Below are 18,379 nucleotides of genomic sequence, written 5' to 3' on the forward strand. Positions count from 1 at the left end.
CTCTATTTCTTCGCCTTAAAGTGTACAACTGCGGTATAAAGCATTTTTTCGATCTTGGGATTAAATACAGCTTGATGACTAACATGGTATACCTCTAGCAGCAAACCTTTATTATTATCAATCTGCTGTTCGATCTTATGCTCCAGCGTTTTCATATCATAGGCTTCAAAAAATTCAATCTTGTTATCAAGTAAATCTAAGCGGAAGTCCATTTGATTATCTCCTAAAAATAGATTTATATTTTAATCTATTATACAGAGATATTACTTTGCCCACAAAGATTCAATTTCTTCGAGTGATTTCCCTTTTGTCTCTGGTACAATTCGCCATGTGAACAAAAAGGCGAGCAATGCCATGCTGCCATAAATCCAGAACGTAGCGGCAGGTCCCGCAGAGCTAAGCATTGGCGGGAACGTTTGTGACACGACGTAATCTGCTGCCCACAGTGCCATAGCAGCGATAGCAGTCGCTTTTCCGCGGATACGATTCGGGAAAATTTCAGACATGATAACCCATACGACCGGCCCAAGAGATATTGCGAATGAGGCAACATACAGCAATATAAAGATAAGCACAAGCGGGCCGGATGTATGTCCCGTTTGGAAAGCGAGGCCGATGACGAGTAAACATATCGTCATTGAAGCCGAACCGACGAGAAGCAATGCTTTACGACCCACTTTATCAATGAGCCACAACGCAATTAACGTAAACACTAAGTTGATGAAGCCAACTAATATCGTTTGTACGAGTGAAGCGTTGGTGCCCGCGCCTGTTTCTTTGAAAATTTCAGGTGCATAATACATGACAGCGTTAATACCGGTAACCTGCTGGAGTACTGCTAATCCTACACCTACGATTAATGCTATTCGAAGACCGGGTGAAAACAGCTGCCGGATCGAACCGCTTTCCTGCTCGAACGAGTGCTTAATATCGATTACTTCTTTTTTAGCAAGCGTCTCGCCATGGATGCGTAATAAAATTGGAAGTGCAGCCGCTGCTTTTCCTTGCTTGATCAGCCACCTTGGGCTCTCAGGCACAAAAAACAGCAAGATCAAAAACAACAAGCCCGGAATTGCGCCTACTCCAAACATCCAGCGCCAAGCTGAGGCAATACCCCATGCTTCATCGCCTGAACCGGAAATCCAAAGATTGATGAAATAAGTAAGGAAAATGCCAGTCACGATGGCAAGTTGATTTAGCGCAACGAGTCTGCCGCGATATTTGGCTGGAGCAATTTCGGCATTGTAGAGCGGGCATAGTGTAGAGGTGATTCCAATGCCGATACCGCCGATAATTCTTGCAACAATAAATGCCGAGAACGTGTCCGGTATTGCTGAGCCTATCGAGCTGATAATAAATAATATTGCGGCTGCAATAAGCACTTTCTTACGTCCGAAGCGATCTCCCAAAATACCAGACATAGCCGCACCAACAATACAGCCAATGATTAAGCTTGATACTGCCCAGCCAACCTCAAGCTTCGATAAATCGAACCGATCCTCCATAAAACCGACAGCACCTGAAACGACTGCTGTATCGAATCCGAATAATAATCCGCCTAGAGCAGATACAATAGAAACAAGTGTCACAAATTTCATGCTTACTTGTTCATTTTTGGTAGAAATCGGCATTTCCATATTCGTTTCTCCTCTCTGACTAACCTATCCTTCATGAAAACGAACTTTATTATATCATGTGAAAAGTATGATTCCGCTCGTAAAAACCTTCATTAAAAAGTGTTATTCCTGCACTTATTTTGCTCAATACGATCAATATAATCCCATACTGAAAAATTAGCATTATGTTGTCATCAGAACACAAAAAAGTCCATGCAGCACGACATGGACCTTACTTATATTTGTTTATTTCGTCTGACCTCGGTAGTCGGAGGGGGTAACGCCTGTAACCTTTTTGAAGACACGGCTAAAATAGTTAGGATCATTATAGCCGACCTCAAAGCACACTTCCTTCAAGCTGAGCTGCCCCGTCGCCATTAGTGCTTTTGCTTTATCGATCCGGAGTGCGGTGACATAGTCGATAAATGTCGTGCCCACTTGCTGTTTAAATATTTTGCTGAAATAGTGGGGATTAAGATGGACAGAATCTGCGACTTCCTCAAGTGATAGGTCTTCGGTATATTTGTCCCCAATAAACCATTTTGCTCGTTCCAGTACCGTTTGCGTTTGTTGCTCGCGCTGCGCTCGAATGCGCTGCATTGCGGAGAGTACATAATCTTCTGGAATGGCTTCAATTTTTGCAGATTGCACCTTCTCGCTTTCGGAAGGAGGAGCTATGTGCTGTGTTAATTCGTCAAAGTGGCATACCTTCCCATATTGCTCGTAATAGTTGGAGGCGAATACGGCTTCAAAATAGGATTTACGCAGTCCTTCTGCACCAGAGCGGGTCTTCCCGATTCCGATTAAAATGTCTACCTCCAGCTGGCGCGCAACAGCAGCAATAAGTTCTTCGCTGAATACGGTTCCAGCTTCTTTCCAATCTGCATCCATTGATTTAGGTTCATGGTTGATGAAGATTGCTATATGGCGATCAATTAAGGAGCTTACAATACATTTTGATACATTGGTTTTGACAAAGCTTCTAATCGTATCGTAAATTTTGTGTTTAAGGTTGGCCTTTATTGGATCGGGAAAAGCAATTACGATCGCGCAGCCATTCCCGAGAGGGAAGTTAAGCCATTCTGATAACTGTTCAATGTCGGTATTCGTAATATGATCAACCATAAACATCATAGCGAGCTCATTCTCTGCTAAGGGCATCAATTGCGATAGCTTATGCCTTAACTCTAACTCATCAGAACGTTTTCGTTTGTCTAGCTCCAGATGGTGTATTAGCTGCTGGAGCGTTTGAACGATCTGCTCGCGTTTGGCAGGCTTGAGGAGATACTCCGTTACACCAAGCGAAAGCGCCTCTTTGGCATAAGCAAAATAATCATAAGCTGTCACCATGACAAACTTTGTATCCGGTAATTTATGCTTAATTTCGCGTATGGCCTCTAAGCCTTGAATGCCGGGCATATTTACATCCATCATAACAATATGGGGGCGATATTCCTCTGCCTTTTCAATCGCTGCTCGTCCATTTTCGGCATGAATGATTTGAAACATATTCGGCAGCATTCGCTCCACAATCAACTCAAGGCCTTCTCGCTCAAGCGCCTCATCATCCGCGATCAATAGTCTGTACATCCGAGTGTTCACCTTTCTTACTAGGAGGAATATGAATGGTAACTGTCGTTCCAACACCTAGTTTGCTTTCGATATCGACTAACCCAGCTGCGCCATAAAATAATTGCAGCCGCTTAAACACATTTTTTGTACCCAAGCCCGTAGATTGATTGGTGAACGTGTCAGTTTCCATCCGCAACAGCGCCTTCCTAACCTCGTCCGTCATTCCTTGACCATTGTCTGATAGGGAAATACGAACCCCATCATGCTCTTGTTTTATCGCAAGGCGGATGATCGCACCTTTTTCCATCCGTTCAATCCCATGCAAAAAAGCATTTTCTACAATAGGTTGGAGCGTGAGCGCAGGTATGGGCTGCTGGAGCACGGATGGATCGATATCCATATCCAGCTGAATACGGTCACGAAAGCGTGCTTGCTGAATGGTGAAGTATTCCTTCACATGAGCAACCTCATCGCTGAGCGTGACGGAATGCTCCAAATTTCGCAAATTGTATCTTAATAAATTTGACATCGAAACGATCAGATCGCTCGTTTTATCGGCTCCTTCAATGAGCGCAAGCTTGGATAACACATTTAAAGTATTAAAGAGAAAATGCGGATTAATTTGGCTTTGCAGCGCTTGAAGCTCTAATTCCTTGACCAGTCGATCTTTCTCCAGGCTTTCTTTATCTTTCTCGATGAATACGAGCAGGTCACTGGACATTTGCTCAAATGCGTTAGACAATAGCCCAAGCTCATCTTGGGTTTGCTGCTGATTAGAGCGCTGAAGTAAATTACCCTCGGAAATTTGCCTTGCACGAGTGACAAGCGTGCTGACAGGCCCTGTAATGCTGCGCGAGATCCATACGGCTAGTAAGATGCTCAGCAGCGTATTGGTTATGAACACGGCGGCCCCAAGCAGGTACATACGCTTATTTTCAGCTTGGACACGCTCGTAAAGCGGCTGATAGATGCTTAACTCCATATCGACGAGCTGCTGACCATCCTCACGAATGAAGCTTGCAGTTTTCTCTGCATTCTCATAATGAGCTAAAGCTGACATCGAGCTCTTCGTCGAGACAGCTGCAAAAGCGGCTTGCTGCTGCTCTAAAAAAGTATCCAGCAGATGGATATAGCTCGTAATGACTGAGGAACGAAGGGAGGCTTTGGCTTGCTGCTCAAGCTGCATCCGATGTTCTTTTATTTCAGTTAAGTTTTGCTTGTATAGTGCATTATTTCTGTCATCTGGATTAAGCAAGTAGCTATGAAGCGAGCCAAGGCTGTTTTCAACGGTCTGTGAGGTCTGGTTGTACAAGAGAAGGCGATCCATCATTTGATTATAGCCTTGCTGAACTATTTTTCCACTTTGAAACAAGAAGAAGGTGATGAGATTGACCAGCAGCACGAGCAATGGGATGAAGATCAACAGCTTTGTACGAATGGTCATGGTCTTGTTTCTCCATTTTGTTGATTTAACGTATGTTGATCATGGACTGTTATTTTTGTAAAATGCTGCGTTGGAACTGTTTTTCCATGGACATAATCGTTCAACTGTGAGACAGCATCATAACCCATGTCGTAAGGTTGCTGGACAATTGTGGAATGGATACTGCCGCTGCGGATACGCTCCAACGTTTCATCCAATGCGTCAAATGCATAAACTCGCAAGTTGCTTGTCCGATTGCGATCAACTGCCCCCGCAATGCCAATACCATCCAAAGCACTTAATCCGACGATATGGTCCAGCTGAGGAAATTTGAGGAGCAGCTCTTCCGCTGCTCCAGCAGCCTGAAGACGTGAAATATTCGAGGAGCGGACGCCAACGAGAGTCAGCTCGGGATATTGTGCGATTACGGAGCGAAAGCCCTCTAACCGCAGCTGTTGATTGGGCGCTTGCTCATTGCCAAGAAGAACAGCAACTTGACCCCTATGTCCCGAAGCTTCGGCAACTAACTCGCCCATGACTTTACCGGCATCCCTGTTATTCGAACCTACATAGGATAGTCGCTGGCTGCCTGGTTCATCTGTATCTATCGTTACAACCGGGATATGTTGGCTCACTGCTTGATCAATTAAGTCTTTATATTGCGGGTCATTGATTCCTTGTACGAGCAGTGCATCAGCTTTGGCTGCGATTGCCTTCTCGAGCAGCTTGATTTGCTCAGCAGGATTAATGCGGAACGGTCCTGTATATTGGAGCTGTATCCCATATGCAGCAGCTGCGTCTCGCGCGCCTTGTTCGATCGACCGCCAATAAGGATTATCGAGTTCTTGAGAAATGAGTACAACATGATAGGGTGGAGCTTCAGTGACTTCGTTGGTTAGAATCGGCTGAAGTAATTCCCTTATTCGCAGCGTAGAGGCAAAAAAACTTAGCAAAAGACTCAAAAATACAATAAAAACAATAGCGATTCCAATGTTCCAATTTCGATTAGTCATGATACAGCTCCCTTAAAACTTCGTAGCATATTGAACCATTATACAAGAGGTGTGTAATTTTCAGAAATTGGCGATCGTTAAAGGGAGGTTCTTCCACTGATTATCCAATGATTTGAAAAGTTACGAATTTGTTAACGGATCTAATGAAAATAATCTGATCGTATCTTGTAAAATATAGTGAGTAGATGAAGAGGGGGTACATAAAGATGGGTGTTCCTGCAGGGGTTTGGATTTTTTCGGGTATTATCGTTGTGCTGCTCACATGGTTAACGCTATGGGTTACAAAAAAAGCCTATTCGAAAAAATGGGATGAATCTGACCAGTAGCTTATGTAATGAATAAACATTCGTTAAGAATAACGGAGCATTAGACTCTTTGGCCAAGCTGCTGAAGAGTTTTTTTGTATTTTGTTAATATTCGGCAGGTTATATAATAACGATGGGAATTCGTGTATAATGTGGGTATTATTTTTAAAGGAGATGCCTTTTCTTGAATTCGTACGATTTGGAAAGATCACTGGTAAATAAGAAAGAGAATCGTTATTTTGTACTCGCACTCATTTTTAGTATTATGGTTTATCTTGGGCTGTTTTTTTCCATTGTTTTTATGTTCATTATTCCTTTGCTATTTCTTCTGCCATTGTTTGCACAGGCGATTATGATGGCTAGCATTCGAATTAATGGCGTTAGGATCACGCCTCGGCAATTTCCTGAAGTGTTCGCAATAGCGGAAGAGCAGTGCGCAAGGATGGGTTTTTCCGTTGTTCCGGATATGTATGTGATGGAGTCAAGCGGCATATTAAACGCGTTTGCCTCGCGGTTCTTTGGCCGTAATATGGTGGTGCTCTATGCTGATCTATTCGAGATCATCCAAACTGGTGGAGCTAAGGAACTGACTTTTGTAATAACACATGAACTCGCCCACATCAAGCGGAATCACTTGACGAAACAGCTGCTCATTTTACCGGCTTTATGGCTTCCTTTTCTGGGAGAAGCCTATTCACGTGCATGCGAGTATACTTGTGACCGGATGGCTGCCTATTTCATCAATGATGCAGAAGCAGCTATGAATGGTTTAACAGTATTAGCCGTAGGTAAGACGCTGTATAAGCAGGTAGACCGTGAAGAGTATTTGTTGCAAAGCAGCTATGAAAAAGGATTATTTGTCTGGCTCGCAGAGAAGCTTTCTACGCACCCTCCTTTACCAAAGCGTATTCATGCCATTCAGCAGTTCGCAGGTATCGCAACTAATATCGTCTATAAATCATCGCGTGTAGGACTAATTGTTGGATTGGCGATTGTTCTAGTAATCGGCGGGTCGATCTCTATAGGAGTCATTTTCTCGAAATCGATTGATACCTTTATGATGACCTTAGGGGATACGCAAGCGGAGAACGGGCTGCTTGGAGCTGCCTCGGATTCTGATTTGGAGCTAGTTCAATCGTTGCTTGATTCCGGTGCTGATCCTAATGTTACGGATAATGAAGGCTGGACAGCGCTAATGTGGGCAGCACAATTGAATGAATTAGCTATTGGTGAATTATTAATTGATGCGGGAGCAAACATGGATTTGGTAGAGGAGAGCTATGAAGAAACGGCTTTGACGATTGCTTTATATAATGAGAGTATGGAAATGATCGAGCTTCTGCTAGAGAAGGGCGCCAATCCTAATTTACACGACAGCGCGGGATGGACACCTCTAATGACTGCAGCAAGTAACGGCAACATGGAGGCGGCGAGGCTATTACTGGAAGCAGGGGCTGATCCTATGAAATCCGATGAAAGGGGTTATACAGCAGAGGATTATGCGCTTGAGGCTGGTTTTATTGAGCTTGCCGAACTGCTTCGAGAAATAGGGGAGCAAATATAAAAAAAAGAAGCTTGAGTAATCAAGCTTCTTTCTCTTATGTATATTCGAATTTCATTATGTTTAGGATGGTCGGGACGACACGATTTGAACATGCGACCCCCTGGTCCCAAACCAGGTGCTCTACCAAGCTGAGCTACGTCCCGAGAAAAGATGGTGCCGTCGAGAGGACTTGAACCCCCAACCTACTGATTACAAGTCAGTTGCTCTACCAGTTGAGCTACAACGGCAAGTGATATTCGCTAAACACAAGATGTATTATCGCATACAACTAGATAGAATTGCAAGTGTTTTTTCAAAAAAAATTTTAAGAGGATGATAGAGATGAAAATAATAGTCGCACCTGACTCTTTTAAAGGGTCTGCAAGTGCGGTGCAAATCGCAAACGCAATGGAAGCCGGTATACGAAAAGCACATCCGAGTGTAGAATTTCAAGTTTGTTTTAGATTCAGAATACATAAAAAAGAAGCAGCCTATGCGATTAGCAATGGCTGCTTCGATCTTGTTAATGATTTGTTTATGCGGTTTCGCCTTCAACTGCAAGTTCATTTTGCTGAATGAGCATTTCGACTTTGCGAATTCGGTTTTTACTCGTTTCACGGATAATAAATTTATAATTCTCGTAATAATGTTCTTTGCCTGGCTTTGGATCCGTTATTTGACTATACAACCAGCCGCCGACCGTATCAACATCTTCTTCCTCGAAGTTCATGCCCGTAAGATCACTGAGCTCACTTAGAGATACTTTACCATCGAGCAAGTAGCAATGATCTGCTAGCTGTTCAATTTCTTTACGCTCGTCAGCATCGAATTCATCTCGAATTTCTCCAACGATTTCTTCCAAAATATCTTCAATCGTAATAAGACCAGACGTTCCACCGTATTCATCCACGAGAATAGCGATATGAACACGTTCAAGCTGCATCCTTTTTAGCAGCATTTTTACTGGTGTAACCTCGGACACGCTAAGTACAGGATGTACAAGTTTTTTGAAATCGAGATCACGGTCTGACTCATATTCTAGAAAAAGCTGTTTCGTATTTATCATCCCGACAATATTGTCCTTGCTCTCAGAAGCAACTGGGAAACGCGTATATTGTTCCTTGCGAATAATTTCCATGTTCTCTGCTAACGATTTATTTGTGTATAAGCAAATCATATCGGTGCGGGGCACCATAATTTCTTTGGCCAGCAATTCATCAAACGCGAAAATGCGGCTTACATATCCGTATTCTGTATTGTTAATCTTTCCGCTTTGGTAGCTCTCATTAAGAATAATTTGAATCTCTTCTTCAGAATGCGCCTCTTCATGCTCTGTAGCAGGCTTTAATCCGAACAGGCGAACCAGTGCGTTAGCCGAGCCGTTAAGCAGCCAAATGAAAGGATATAAGAGCTTGTAGAATAAAATAATTGGTTTTGCTGTTAAGAAGCTAATAAATTCAGCTTTTTGGATCGCCCAAGTTTTTGGCGCGAGCTCACCGACTACGACGTGCAGGAATGTTACTGAAATAAATGCAATGAAAAAGGAAAGAATATGACTGATATCATCGTTAAGAGCAAAACGTTCAAATAAGGGTAAAAGCATTTTTTCAACTGTCGGTTCTCCCAGCCAGCCCAGCCCGAGCGCTGTGATAGTAATACCTAATTGGCAGGCTGACAAGTAGGCATCCAGATTACTCGTAACCCGTTGAACGGCAAGTGCGTTCTTCCGGCCCTCAAGCACTAACTGATCGATCCGACTGGAGCGAAGTCTAATGATGGCGAACTCCGTTGCGACGAAAAAAGCAGTTAATAAAATAAGAAGAGCAATCATGAATAAATTGAATCCTATACCCATTTTCGTTTCTCACTACCCTTTTATGTTTATATTTTTTTATTCTTATGATCTACTATAACGAATGATTACACGAAATGACAAACGCCAAATGCAACGGTAAAAGCCTTTTTTACGCTTAAAAAGCGATTTAACAAGGTGGAAAGGCTTATTCTCATCGATTATCTAGTCTTTACAAGCGTCATTCTCCGGCATATGATGAGTTCATATGAACTTGTAATACTTGAAAGTAAGAAGAATGCGCGAGGAGGAAGGGTTATGGAGTCCTTTACGCTTACTCGAAAAGAGATGGCTTGTTTGCTGCTCGCTTTGGACGGAAGTCATAATCAGAAGCCGCTGCAAGTGCTGCAAGCCGCATGGACCAAAACGCATCAATGTGATTTGGAGAAAGGCTCGGGATTGCCTGCGTTTCTATCTACGATGCTGCCTCCAATTATTGAAAAGTTGATCAAAGGGAATGAGCTGAAAGGCTTTTCACTTCACGAAATTGCTGCGTTAGGACAATTAATCGAATATTCGAATCTGTCGATTACCTCCATGCAAAATTGGGTGAAGCGAGATTTTAAACCTTATTTCGATTGTCCGAAGGCTGGCAAAAAATATTCTCTTAACCAAGCAGCGCTATTGTTCATTATTGATGATTTAAAGTCAAATCTAGATTTTGAATCAATACGCAAGCTGTTTGAGATCGTATTTAAGAAACCAGAGGATGATACGGACGATTTAGTTGGGCCTATTGAATTATATGCATCATACACCAGTATGTTTGAGGAGCTCGACGCCAATAACGATCAACTGCTCGATATTTCCGGTCATTTGAAGGAAAATCCGCATCAAGATTTATTGACAGAGCACGTCATTCGTTCATCAGCGAATCAATTTGCAAGCAGATTACCTAATTTATCGGAAAAGCAACGGGAAGCGGTACGAAATATTTTGCTTGTTGCGGTAATTTCGATTCAAACCTCTTATTTTCATTCCTTAGCGCGGCGCTATTGCAATGCAACCTTATTTCTAACTACTTAGTAAATTCATTCTAATGGGATGTACAGATTTGCTGAGTTGTCTTATACTGGGTTGTGTTGTAAATACAAAAATATACAAACTGAAAAAGGCAAATTAGTCGAAAGTCTAAGACGCAAAGTTATGGGCCTAAAGTGTATGCACTATGGCTGCCAGACCGCCGGTAGGATAATAAGCTATTCTAAGCTGTTCACCTCCTGGGGCTGGATAGCTTTTTTTGTTTTTCAGGTGACAGAGGAGAGAAAGCGGAATGGATTCAAAGGTTTGGAGAGAGAGAGCAAACATACTGTTTAAGAAAATGAAACTGAAGAAAATAACGAGCAAATTAATGCTTATCACCGCAATTATTACTCTTTTTAATGTAAGTTCAGGTGTGCTCATTTATGTTCAAAATCATTCGGTAGCCAGCTCAGTTAGAGATACTGAAAATTTGCTGAGTGCAGAGCGTAACTATCAAGACATCACTAGTCAATTGCTGAAAGCGATGCTGCTTTTGGTTGATGCGATCGAAAATGGAAAAAGCGATGCGACGCTCATTATGGACAATTTAGAGATATTGCCAAGTCAAATCGACGAACTGGAGAAACAGCTTATTGAAATGGATAAGAGATATCCTCCCGCTTCCGAGGACGGTCCATTTTATGCGAATCAGATACCGGTTCTAAAGCTGGCGTTAGACGATCTAAGAAAGACAGATACGGATGTCACCAACCTATCTTCAGATGAGAAGTCGCTGCGAATTAGTAATTTAATAAGTGTGTATACCATTATTTTGAGTTATTCAAACGATGTCATTCATGAACGGTTGACCAATGATGCGAATACGACGCAGCTTTTATTGGATGGAGATATATCCCGTGCGAACATTATTATTCTCATCAACGTTATTTTACTTGTCGTGCTGCCAGCCATTATGATCTTTGGTGTGACTCAGACCATAAAGTCGGGTCTTCTAGGTATTACTCGACGTATTCGGTCTTATGGCGATAATGATTTTACAAGTCAAGAGAGGCTGACTCGCTCTGATGAGTTCGGAGAGATCGATCATGCCTTAGCGGAAATGGGAGATCAGCTTCGAGTCACAATCAAAGCAACGCTGGAAGTCAGCGAATCGGTACTTCAAGTATCGCGTAATATGGATACGATGATTGGAAATAACCGTAAAGCGTCTGAGGATGTGAAGGGTCAGGTCGATCTTGGCAGACAAGTATTGCTCTCGCAATATGACGATGCTTCATCAATTTCAGCTGTTACCGAGCAGATTTCTGCGAGTTCAGAGCAGATAGCAGCTTCGAGTGATTATATAAACAATGACATGCTTCAAATGAAGCAGTCATCCCATGACGGCACGCAGCAGATGGCTGGCGTAGTGTCCATGGTAAATGAGACTGTGGAGCAGTTTGCCAAGCTAACCGAGGCATTCCAAACGATGAACGACCGTTATAATAATGTATCTAAGTTTTTGACTGGCATTCAGGATTTGAATACACAGACGAATTTGCTGTCACTCAATGCTTCGATGGAATCGGCTAGAGCGGGTGAGCATGGCAGAGGCTTCGCAGTCGTTGCGGATGAAATCCGTAAGTTATCTAGTCAGACCGATATGATCTCGAAGCAGATCACGAAGGAACTGACTCTTATACAAACGGATGTAGCAGCTAGCAGCCGTACGTTGGGAAGCTTTGCAAGTGTTATTAATACGACTCGTCAAGCATCGGAAACCGCCAGCGTCACTTTCCAAGCGCTGGAATCACAGAGCAGCATGCTTTCTGATCAAGTGAGTGAAATCTCCACTGCCATCAGTGAAATTACAACTGGCATGACACACATTGTTACTGCAGTTGACAAGCTGCTGAGTACGTCCTCTGACGTTAATGGGAAAATGGAGCATATGAGCGAGTTATCTGTTAAGCAAAATGATATTTCTGATGATTTGCGCTCCCTTGCGGAGAAGTTGACTCTTTCCTCTCATGATTTGACGGAAAAGGCTTCTGTTTTTAAGGTGTAATCATTGAAATCATTATAACTTTTCAACTAGAGCAGACATCATCTTAGGTTTTGAGGTGGTGTCTGTTTCTTTATAAAGCAGGATAAGCGAGTAAAGTGCCGAATTTAATCCATGAGTTGACGCATAGCAAATGGAAATGGTTCAATTGAACTATCGACAACAGAGAGGGCAGTGGCAGCTTATGTTTAAACAATTTATGAAAGCATCCAGGGTCAGAGTATTACCTGTTATGCTTATACCGGTGGCGCTGGGCGCACTCGGTGCCTTTGTATGGAACGGCATATTCAATCCATTATTATTTATTATCACATTGGTTGGAGCAGGATCAGCCCATTTATTTTCTAATATGATTAATGATTTATGGGATTATTATAATGGTACAGATATGGCCGCTCAATCAACAGAAGGAGCGATTGCGACCAATTCAGGGTATTTGACCAAAGGAACCTGGAATATTCGCACCTTTGCAGTCTTAACATGGACACTATTTGGCATTGCGGCGATTTGCGGCATTATTCTCAGCATAGCTAGCGGCTGGCTTGCACTTTTATTTGGCGTACTTGGAGCGTTGATTGCCTATTTCTACGTAGCTCCGCCGATCAAATTCGGTTACCGAGGAAAGGGCTACAGCGAAGTGGCGATACTGTTCTCCTTTGGCATATTGCCTGTTGTAGGAGCATATTACGTACAAACATCGCAGCTTGATTTTCGGGCTCTATTGCTTTCACTTCCAATTGGACTATTGACTACCCTTATTTTGTTCAATCACCATTTCTTGCATTGGCAAGCTGATAAGCAAGCGGGAAAGCGAACATTAGTGGTGGTTTGGGGCGAGAAAAAGGCATTGTTTTTTTCAAGGATTTTGCTTTTCCTAGCCTATATTTCACTCATCGTATGTGTGTTAGCGGGTGCATTACCGATTTATGCTCTGCTTGCTGTACTAACAGCCATTCCCATCTATACGGTTTATGGAAAACTATCTGCAAATAATCCCTCAGCAGCGTATTTGCCGCTAATGGGAGCATCATTGCAAGCAACCATGCGATGCGGAGCGATTATGATTGTTGCTTTAATCATTCAAGGGCTTATTTAAAACTTACAACTTAGAAAGAGGTCATGGAAATGGGAAAACAATGGACTTTAGGTGATTTTCACACGATACTTAATGAAGGCGAAGTTTGGAAAATCGGCGGATTTCCGCTGCAAGACGGCTCCTTCTGGGAGTACCGAGAGCCGAATGCAGTCGTTATTGTACGTAACGGAATATTGTATGTAAGAGCGCCGCTAAGCCGCTCAAACGATCAAATTCAAATTCTCGATAATGCTAAACATATGTATTATTCTGCTGAACCTGTTATTGTACCAGAGTCTGGTGAAATCAGCTTCGAGCTGCAAATACGAGCTCGCTCGCAAAATACGGCGCCCGGCGATCTTTATGACGGCTATGTATCATTAAATTTGCTTGATTTCACAACTGGCGGAGCACTTGATTTCTTTGCTGGAAATGACAAGTATGCCAGTGTCTATGCTGTTCTCCCTTTCCCGGGTGTAACGGTGCCTGAGACGGATAAAACGAGATATTTCTGTGTGTTTAAAGAAGACACGGACTTTGAGGCACGGGAGTTCAATACGTACAAAATTACTTATAATCGTACTGATGATGAAGTTGTTTTTTATGTGAATGGTCGTGAGGTGCGAAGAGAACGCGGAGTTCCAGTTAAATTTAATCAATTTACCGTTGCTCTTGGTATTATGACAGAGAAGGATCTGACACCTGAGGGCAGCGTATCGGTACATGGACAGACCGTTATTGGAGAATACTCGCCAATTACGATTGAAATCAAAGAGTAAGCTGTTGTGAAGGAGCTGCGTTATGTTATTCGTTCTAATTGCTTTGTGGGCTATTGCAGCCATCATATGGCTCTCCGATCGGCGAGCATCCGTTAACCATTGGTTAGGCGCTGTGGCGTTTAGCGGGGGAGCGGGTGCGCTTGCCGCCGTGCTAGACTTGCAATGGGTGCCAGCTGCGGCGGAAGCAGGAATGAATCAGGTAGCGCAGCAGCTTCTTTACCGCTTGCAAGCGATCTCCTCATTAACCTCATATTACTTCTTGCCTTATTCATTCGTGATGTTTGCTATTGCTTACAGACCCGTTCGGCTTCCTAAATTATTGAAGCAGCTTATGCCATTTTTGCTACTCATTCCGATTGTTTTATGTGTTTTGTTTACGCCTTTCTATACGACTGTATATCCGATCTCTTTTAAGATCGTTGTATGGTGGGCAGTTCCTTATATTTTGTACGGAGCGGTACAGGTATTGCTTAAGCGGCAGCTGCACGCGTCCTTCTCGCGTACACATTGGATTATTTGTTCGACGGTGCTTCCGCCGGTCATGTTCTGTATGGTGATGAATTACGTGCTGCCAAGTTTTGGGATGCTGCGAATGTGGGTTTATAATACTTGGATTGTTGGTCTTGCCGTTACAGTATTTGTTGTTGCATTGTTCACTTACGGCTTTATGGGCGTGCGAGTTAAGGTTGATCGCAGAAGATATGACTCCACATTAAGAGCGGTCACATCGGGAACGGCAATTCTAAATCATGCGATAAAAAATGACGCGGGAAAAATGCGGCTCTTTTCCGAAAAAATGAAGGCATACGCTATTGCAACGGATCAACAAGAGCTGCTTGCCGATGTTGAGACGGTGCTAAATGCATCACGTCACATGCAAGAGATGCTCCAGCGAGTTCATCGTCGTACAGAGGATCTGACGCTGCGTGTCGAGATGGTGAATATAGCGGCACTTATTGAGAAGACGCTTGAAGGATATGTTCCGAGTCTAGGCAGCATCAAGCTGCAGAGCTCTTTAAGCGAAGGCTGGGAATGTCGCATCGATCCAGCACAGGTAAGCGAGGCATTAGGTAATATTATTGCTAATGCGATAGAAGCTATGCAAGGCAGCGGAGAATTGTTTATTCTGTTGAATGAGACGAAGAGAGAGCTTATTATTGAGGTCAGAGATACCGGTCCAGGTATGAAAAAGAGTGAGATGACGAATGTGCTTGAGCCGTTCTACACGACAAAAAGCGGCAGCGACACGAATTTTGGACTTGGACTGCCATATGCGTATCATGTTATGCGAAAGCACAAAGGAATGCTCGGGTTACGAAGCATACCGGGTGTAGGTACCTCTGTAAATATGACTTTTCCGAAACGAAATGTTCATGCCCAAAAAATAGGAGTAAATGTTGCGCAGAGGAGAGAAGCAAATGGATAACATCCGTGTATGGATCGTTGAGGATGATCCGGATTGGCTTCGGGGTCTTGTAGCTTATTTAAATAAAGAGTCAGATATGGATGTCGTATGGACGGCCAGCAGGGCAGAGGATGTTAGACATGCGCTCCAAGAAGGCAAGCAGCAGTCTGCTCCTGCTGATGTTGTGTTGATGGATATCATGCTTGAGGGACGGCCAGAGGGTGTTTTACTGGCGGAAGAGGTTGCTTTATCAACTGGCGCACGTGTCATTATGCTTACTTCCATGGAAGAGAAGGAGCTCATATTCCGTTCCTTCCAAGCAGGTGCAATCGATTATCAAATTAAATCTGATTTTGAAAGCTTGCCTGCCTCGGTTCGATCTGCTTCTCGAAGTCAATCTCCGATTAACGCGGCTGTTGCCGAAAGGATGCGGGAGGAATTCCGCCGACTGAAGCAAATGGAGCGCGAGTTTGAGGCAAAGAAGCTAGGGGATCTCATTACGCCATCTGAGCTGCAGCTGCTGGATTTAATTGATCAGGGATTCACACAGCCGCAAATTGCTGACAAGCTGGTTGTCTCGATCCGTACCGTCAAGAACCATGTCAATCATATACTCAAAAAGCTGAATTTGAGCGGTTCACGCGAAGCAGCAAATAAAGCCAAGGAAATGGGCTTATTTCATAAGAAGAAGGACGAGGATAGTACCATCTAAAGTTGGTACTATTTTTTTATGTCATTTTTCACAAAATAGAGATAAGAAGAATGCTTACAGCAAAGGGATGGAGGGCTTTTTCAATGGATTTTGTGATGTTTTCTGCTGCGCATTATGGGGGATTGGCAGCTCTCATCTTGGCTGTTTTGAGTATTATCGTTTGCCGGAAACGAATGAGGCAGCCGAAAATGAACAAGTTCATTCGTGTAGGTATGGCAATATTGCTAATTTGCTGTGAGCTCTCACTCCAGATTTCTTACATCCAAAATCAGAACTGGGGAATCGGATCACTGCCATTCCAGCTGTGCAGCTTGATGCTATTGGTAAGTGCAATCGTGATGATCTGGAATCCGAAAAAACTTTACGATGCTGTATTTTTTCTTGGAAGCATGGGTGCGCTGCAAGCTCTGTTGACGCCCAACTTAGACGAAGCGTTTCCGCATTTTCGATATTTTCATTTTTTCATTGCACATATCGGTATTGTTAGTACTGCGTTGTTCATTGTAGCTGTGGAACGCTATCGACCTACTTTTCGCTCTGTGGTGCAGGCTCAAATATGGCTGCATGCACTAGCCATACCGGCGGCAATTATGAACATTGTATCGGGTACAACCAATTTTATGTTTTTGGCGGGAAAGCCTGAAACGGCATCGTTGCTTGACTTGCTGGCTCCTTGGCCATGGTATTTGATTCAACTTGAGTTCATTGCTTTTATTATTTTTTTATTGCTTTATGCTGCTGTGAGGCTGCTCGATCGATGGATAAATGGTAAGACGTTTGAAATGGGAAAGGCTGCCGAGGAGTCATAATAATGCTCACAGTGGGAATAATGAAAGGTATTGGTTTGATGCATCTAAGATGACATAAGATATTGAGAGGCAGGAGAAACAATGACATCACAGGCTTTTTTGGACGCAATTCGTAAAAGACGCTCTATCTACGGAATTAGTAAGGAGACGGTTATCTCCGACGACAAAATTGTGGAATTGGTACATCAAGCTGTTAAACACACGCCATCATCATTTAACTCACAAAGCACACGAGTAGTCGTATTGCTTGGCGACAGTCATGATAAGTTTTGGGATATAACGACAAATACGCTTCGCAGCATTGTTTCAGCAGATCAATTCGAGTCTACCGGGCAAAAAATGGCTTCATTCAAGAGCGGCTACGGCACTGTATTATTTTTTGAGGAAAAACAAGTTATTGATGGCTTAATGGAAAACTTCCCGAAGTATGCACATAACTTCCCGATCTGGTCACAGCATACGAATGGCATGCATCAGTTTGTAGTATGGACAGCACTTGAGAATGAAGGCTTCGGCGCATCACTCCAGCATTATAATCCACTTATTGATGAGGAAGTAAAGAGCACCTGGTCATTACCTGACTCTTGGCAGCTGATTGCACAAATGCCATTTGGCAAACCAACAGCAACGCCAGGTGAAAAAGAGTACCAACCAATTGAAGAACGAGTAAAAGTGTTTAAATAAGAACTATTTTAAGTTATACGATGAAAGATTGAGTCGCCTTGAACTATCACGAAAACGGCCCTGCAGGTCTAAGCCCGCATGGCCGTTTTTGGATTTTTATCGATCGTCCATCCGCGAATAACAGCGATCGGAAGGACATTCGACTGCGTTTGGGAACCACATTCTGAATAGAAAGGGGAGGGGCTATCCCATCGTCATCTTTGATGACTTTTGGGACAACCCCATTTTCCTGAAAACGATCAATTCTACACAAATAAATCTAGAAACTAGATCTATCATGCTGCCCATTCCACCAATGCGCCTCTATAGCGCCGGATTATCAGTAATAAGTCTAGAAACTAGACCTATTTCCCTGAAAACGATCAATTCTACACAAATAGATCTAGAAACTAGATCTATCATGCTGCCCATTCCACCAATGCGCCTCTAAGGCGCCGGATTATCGGAAATAGGTCTAGAAACTAGACCTATTTCCCTGAAAACGATCAATTCTACACAAATAGATCTAGAAACTAGATCTATCATGCTGCCGATTCCGCCAATGCACCTCTAAAGCGCCGGAT

Annotated in this window: 16 protein-coding genes, 2 tRNA genes and 1 riboswitch; of the genes, 10 read left to right on the forward strand and 8 right to left on the reverse strand. The window is 43.2% G+C overall.

What is annotated here, in order from left to right; genetic code table 11:
- Positions 1-2: 2 nt before the first annotated feature.
- The 5 genes from AC0YN6_RS00165 to AC0YN6_RS00185 form a co-directional block, all read right to left on the reverse strand.
- On the reverse strand, positions 3-212 hold the full coding sequence (locus tag AC0YN6_RS00165) for a DUF2536 family protein (protein ID WP_475744276.1): 210 nt from the start codon (positions 210-212) through the stop codon (positions 3-5).
- 51 nt (positions 213-263) lie between these two features.
- A complete protein-coding gene (locus AC0YN6_RS00170; protein WP_475744277.1) occupies positions 264-1,637 on the reverse strand; it encodes a sugar porter family MFS transporter in 1,374 nt (457 codons plus the stop codon).
- A 225-nt stretch (positions 1,638-1,862) separates the two neighbouring features.
- The gene (locus AC0YN6_RS00175) at positions 1,863-3,206 is read right to left on the reverse strand and encodes a response regulator transcription factor (RefSeq protein ID WP_475744278.1); all 1,344 of its coding nucleotides are present in this window, start codon (positions 3,204-3,206) and stop codon (positions 1,863-1,865) included.
- Positions 3,181-4,632 (reverse strand): sensor histidine kinase, encoded by a 1,452-nt coding sequence (locus AC0YN6_RS00180; protein WP_475744280.1) that lies wholly within the window; start codon positions 4,630-4,632, stop codon positions 3,181-3,183. Before AC0YN6_RS00180 ends, AC0YN6_RS00175 begins: the two co-directional genes overlap by 26 nt.
- Positions 4,629-5,624 (reverse strand): sugar-binding protein, encoded by a 996-nt coding sequence (locus AC0YN6_RS00185; protein WP_475744281.1) that lies wholly within the window; start codon positions 5,622-5,624, stop codon positions 4,629-4,631. Before AC0YN6_RS00185 ends, AC0YN6_RS00180 begins: the two co-directional genes overlap by 4 nt.
- Positions 5,625-6,113: 489 nt before the next feature.
- Here AC0YN6_RS00185 and AC0YN6_RS00190 point away from each other — a divergent pair, with 489 nt between their 5' ends.
- Positions 6,114-7,493, forward strand: coding sequence for a M48 family metallopeptidase (locus AC0YN6_RS00190; RefSeq protein ID WP_475744282.1), 1,380 nt, complete (start codon positions 6,114-6,116; stop codon positions 7,491-7,493).
- Between the two features lie 66 nt (positions 7,494-7,559).
- On the opposite strand, the gene AC0YN6_RS00195 is transcribed toward AC0YN6_RS00190, so the two are convergent.
- Both AC0YN6_RS00195 and AC0YN6_RS00200 read right to left on the reverse strand, forming a co-directional pair.
- Positions 7,560-7,636 (reverse strand) — tRNA-Pro (locus AC0YN6_RS00195).
- Between the two features lie 8 nt (positions 7,637-7,644).
- Positions 7,645-7,720: transfer RNA gene (locus AC0YN6_RS00200), tRNA-Thr, on the reverse strand.
- A gap of 94 nt (positions 7,721-7,814) precedes the next feature.
- On the opposite strand from AC0YN6_RS00200, the gene AC0YN6_RS00205 reads away from it, so the two are divergent.
- Complete coding sequence (locus tag AC0YN6_RS00205) at positions 7,815-8,051, forward strand: glycerate kinase (RefSeq protein ID WP_475744283.1); 237 nt, start codon at positions 7,815-7,817, stop codon at positions 8,049-8,051.
- Here AC0YN6_RS00205 and AC0YN6_RS00210 read toward each other — a convergent pair.
- Complete coding sequence (locus AC0YN6_RS00210) at positions 8,008-9,327, reverse strand: hemolysin family protein (protein WP_475744284.1); 1,320 nt, start codon at positions 9,325-9,327, stop codon at positions 8,008-8,010. The two genes, AC0YN6_RS00205 and AC0YN6_RS00210, sit on opposite strands and share 44 nt — an antisense overlap.
- Positions 9,328-9,582: 255 nt before the next feature.
- Here AC0YN6_RS00210 and AC0YN6_RS00215 point away from each other — a divergent pair, with 255 nt between their 5' ends.
- The 8 genes from AC0YN6_RS00215 to AC0YN6_RS00250 all read left to right on the forward strand — a co-directional run bounded on the left by AC0YN6_RS00215 (position 9,583) and on the right by AC0YN6_RS00250 (position 17,816).
- The gene (locus AC0YN6_RS00215; protein ID WP_475744286.1) at positions 9,583-10,350 is read left to right on the forward strand and encodes a DUF1836 domain-containing protein; all 768 of its coding nucleotides are present in this window, start codon (positions 9,583-9,585) and stop codon (positions 10,348-10,350) included.
- 77 nt (positions 10,351-10,427) lie between these two features.
- Positions 10,428-10,512: riboswitch (cyclic di-GMP riboswitch) on the forward strand.
- Between the two features lie 85 nt (positions 10,513-10,597).
- Entirely contained in the window at positions 10,598-12,355 is a 1,758-nt protein-coding gene (locus AC0YN6_RS00220; protein ID WP_475744287.1) for a methyl-accepting chemotaxis protein, read from the forward strand.
- A 181-nt stretch (positions 12,356-12,536) separates the two neighbouring features.
- Complete coding sequence (locus AC0YN6_RS00225; protein WP_475745488.1) at positions 12,537-13,448, forward strand: UbiA family prenyltransferase; 912 nt, start codon at positions 12,537-12,539, stop codon at positions 13,446-13,448.
- A gap of 29 nt (positions 13,449-13,477) precedes the next feature.
- A complete protein-coding gene (locus AC0YN6_RS00230; protein ID WP_475744288.1) occupies positions 13,478-14,206 on the forward strand; it encodes a DUF6081 family protein in 729 nt (242 codons plus the stop codon).
- Between the two features lie 22 nt (positions 14,207-14,228).
- Positions 14,229-15,632, forward strand: coding sequence for an ATP-binding protein (locus AC0YN6_RS00235; RefSeq protein ID WP_475744289.1), 1,404 nt, complete (start codon positions 14,229-14,231; stop codon positions 15,630-15,632).
- Entirely contained in the window at positions 15,625-16,323 is a 699-nt protein-coding gene (locus AC0YN6_RS00240) for a response regulator (RefSeq protein WP_475744290.1), read from the forward strand. The genes AC0YN6_RS00235 and AC0YN6_RS00240 overlap by 8 nt, the downstream gene beginning before the upstream one ends.
- An 83-nt stretch (positions 16,324-16,406) precedes the next feature.
- Positions 16,407-17,132 carry a YwaF family protein gene (locus AC0YN6_RS00245; protein ID WP_475744291.1) on the forward strand — a complete coding sequence of 242 codons (726 nt, stop codon included), beginning with the start codon at positions 16,407-16,409 and terminating at the stop codon, positions 17,130-17,132.
- A gap of 81 nt (positions 17,133-17,213) precedes the next feature.
- Positions 17,214-17,816: a nitroreductase family protein gene (locus AC0YN6_RS00250; RefSeq protein WP_475744292.1), complete on the forward strand. Its 603-nt coding sequence runs from the start codon at positions 17,214-17,216 to the stop codon at positions 17,814-17,816.
- The last annotated feature ends 563 nt before the right edge of the window (positions 17,817-18,379 follow it).

It is taken from the genome of Paenibacillus sp. J22P15 (assembly GCF_056269345.1).

Coding starts and splice junctions, on each gene's coding strand:
- AC0YN6_RS00180 (WP_475744280.1), bottom strand. CDS start 4,632: ATGACCATTCGTACAAAGCTGTTGATCTTCATCCCATTGCTCGTGCTG.
- AC0YN6_RS00205 (WP_475744283.1), top strand. CDS start 7,815: ATGAAAATAATAGTCGCACCTGACTCTTTTAAAGGGTCTGCAAGTGCG.
- AC0YN6_RS00225 (WP_475745488.1), top strand. CDS start 12,537: ATGTTTAAACAATTTATGAAAGCATCCAGGGTCAGAGTATTACCTGTT.
- AC0YN6_RS00215 (WP_475744286.1), top strand. CDS start 9,583: ATGGAGTCCTTTACGCTTACTCGAAAAGAGATGGCTTGTTTGCTGCTC.
- AC0YN6_RS00220 (WP_475744287.1), top strand. CDS start 10,598: ATGGATTCAAAGGTTTGGAGAGAGAGAGCAAACATACTGTTTAAGAAA.
- AC0YN6_RS00245 (WP_475744291.1), top strand. CDS start 16,407: ATGGATTTTGTGATGTTTTCTGCTGCGCATTATGGGGGATTGGCAGCT.
- AC0YN6_RS00230 (WP_475744288.1), top strand. CDS start 13,478: ATGGGAAAACAATGGACTTTAGGTGATTTTCACACGATACTTAATGAA.
- AC0YN6_RS00235 (WP_475744289.1), top strand. CDS start 14,229: ATGTTATTCGTTCTAATTGCTTTGTGGGCTATTGCAGCCATCATATGG.
- AC0YN6_RS00210 (WP_475744284.1), bottom strand. CDS start 9,327: ATGGGTATAGGATTCAATTTATTCATGATTGCTCTTCTTATTTTATTA.
- AC0YN6_RS00250 (WP_475744292.1), top strand. CDS start 17,214: ATGACATCACAGGCTTTTTTGGACGCAATTCGTAAAAGACGCTCTATC.
- AC0YN6_RS00185 (WP_475744281.1), bottom strand. CDS start 5,624: ATGACTAATCGAAATTGGAACATTGGAATCGCTATTGTTTTTATTGTA.
- AC0YN6_RS00170 (WP_475744277.1), bottom strand. CDS start 1,637: ATGGAAATGCCGATTTCTACCAAAAATGAACAAGTAAGCATGAAATTT.
- AC0YN6_RS00175 (WP_475744278.1), bottom strand. CDS start 3,206: ATGTACAGACTATTGATCGCGGATGATGAGGCGCTTGAGCGAGAAGGC.
- AC0YN6_RS00240 (WP_475744290.1), top strand. CDS start 15,625: ATGGATAACATCCGTGTATGGATCGTTGAGGATGATCCGGATTGGCTT.
- AC0YN6_RS00165 (WP_475744276.1), bottom strand. CDS start 212: ATGGACTTCCGCTTAGATTTACTTGATAACAAGATTGAATTTTTTGAA.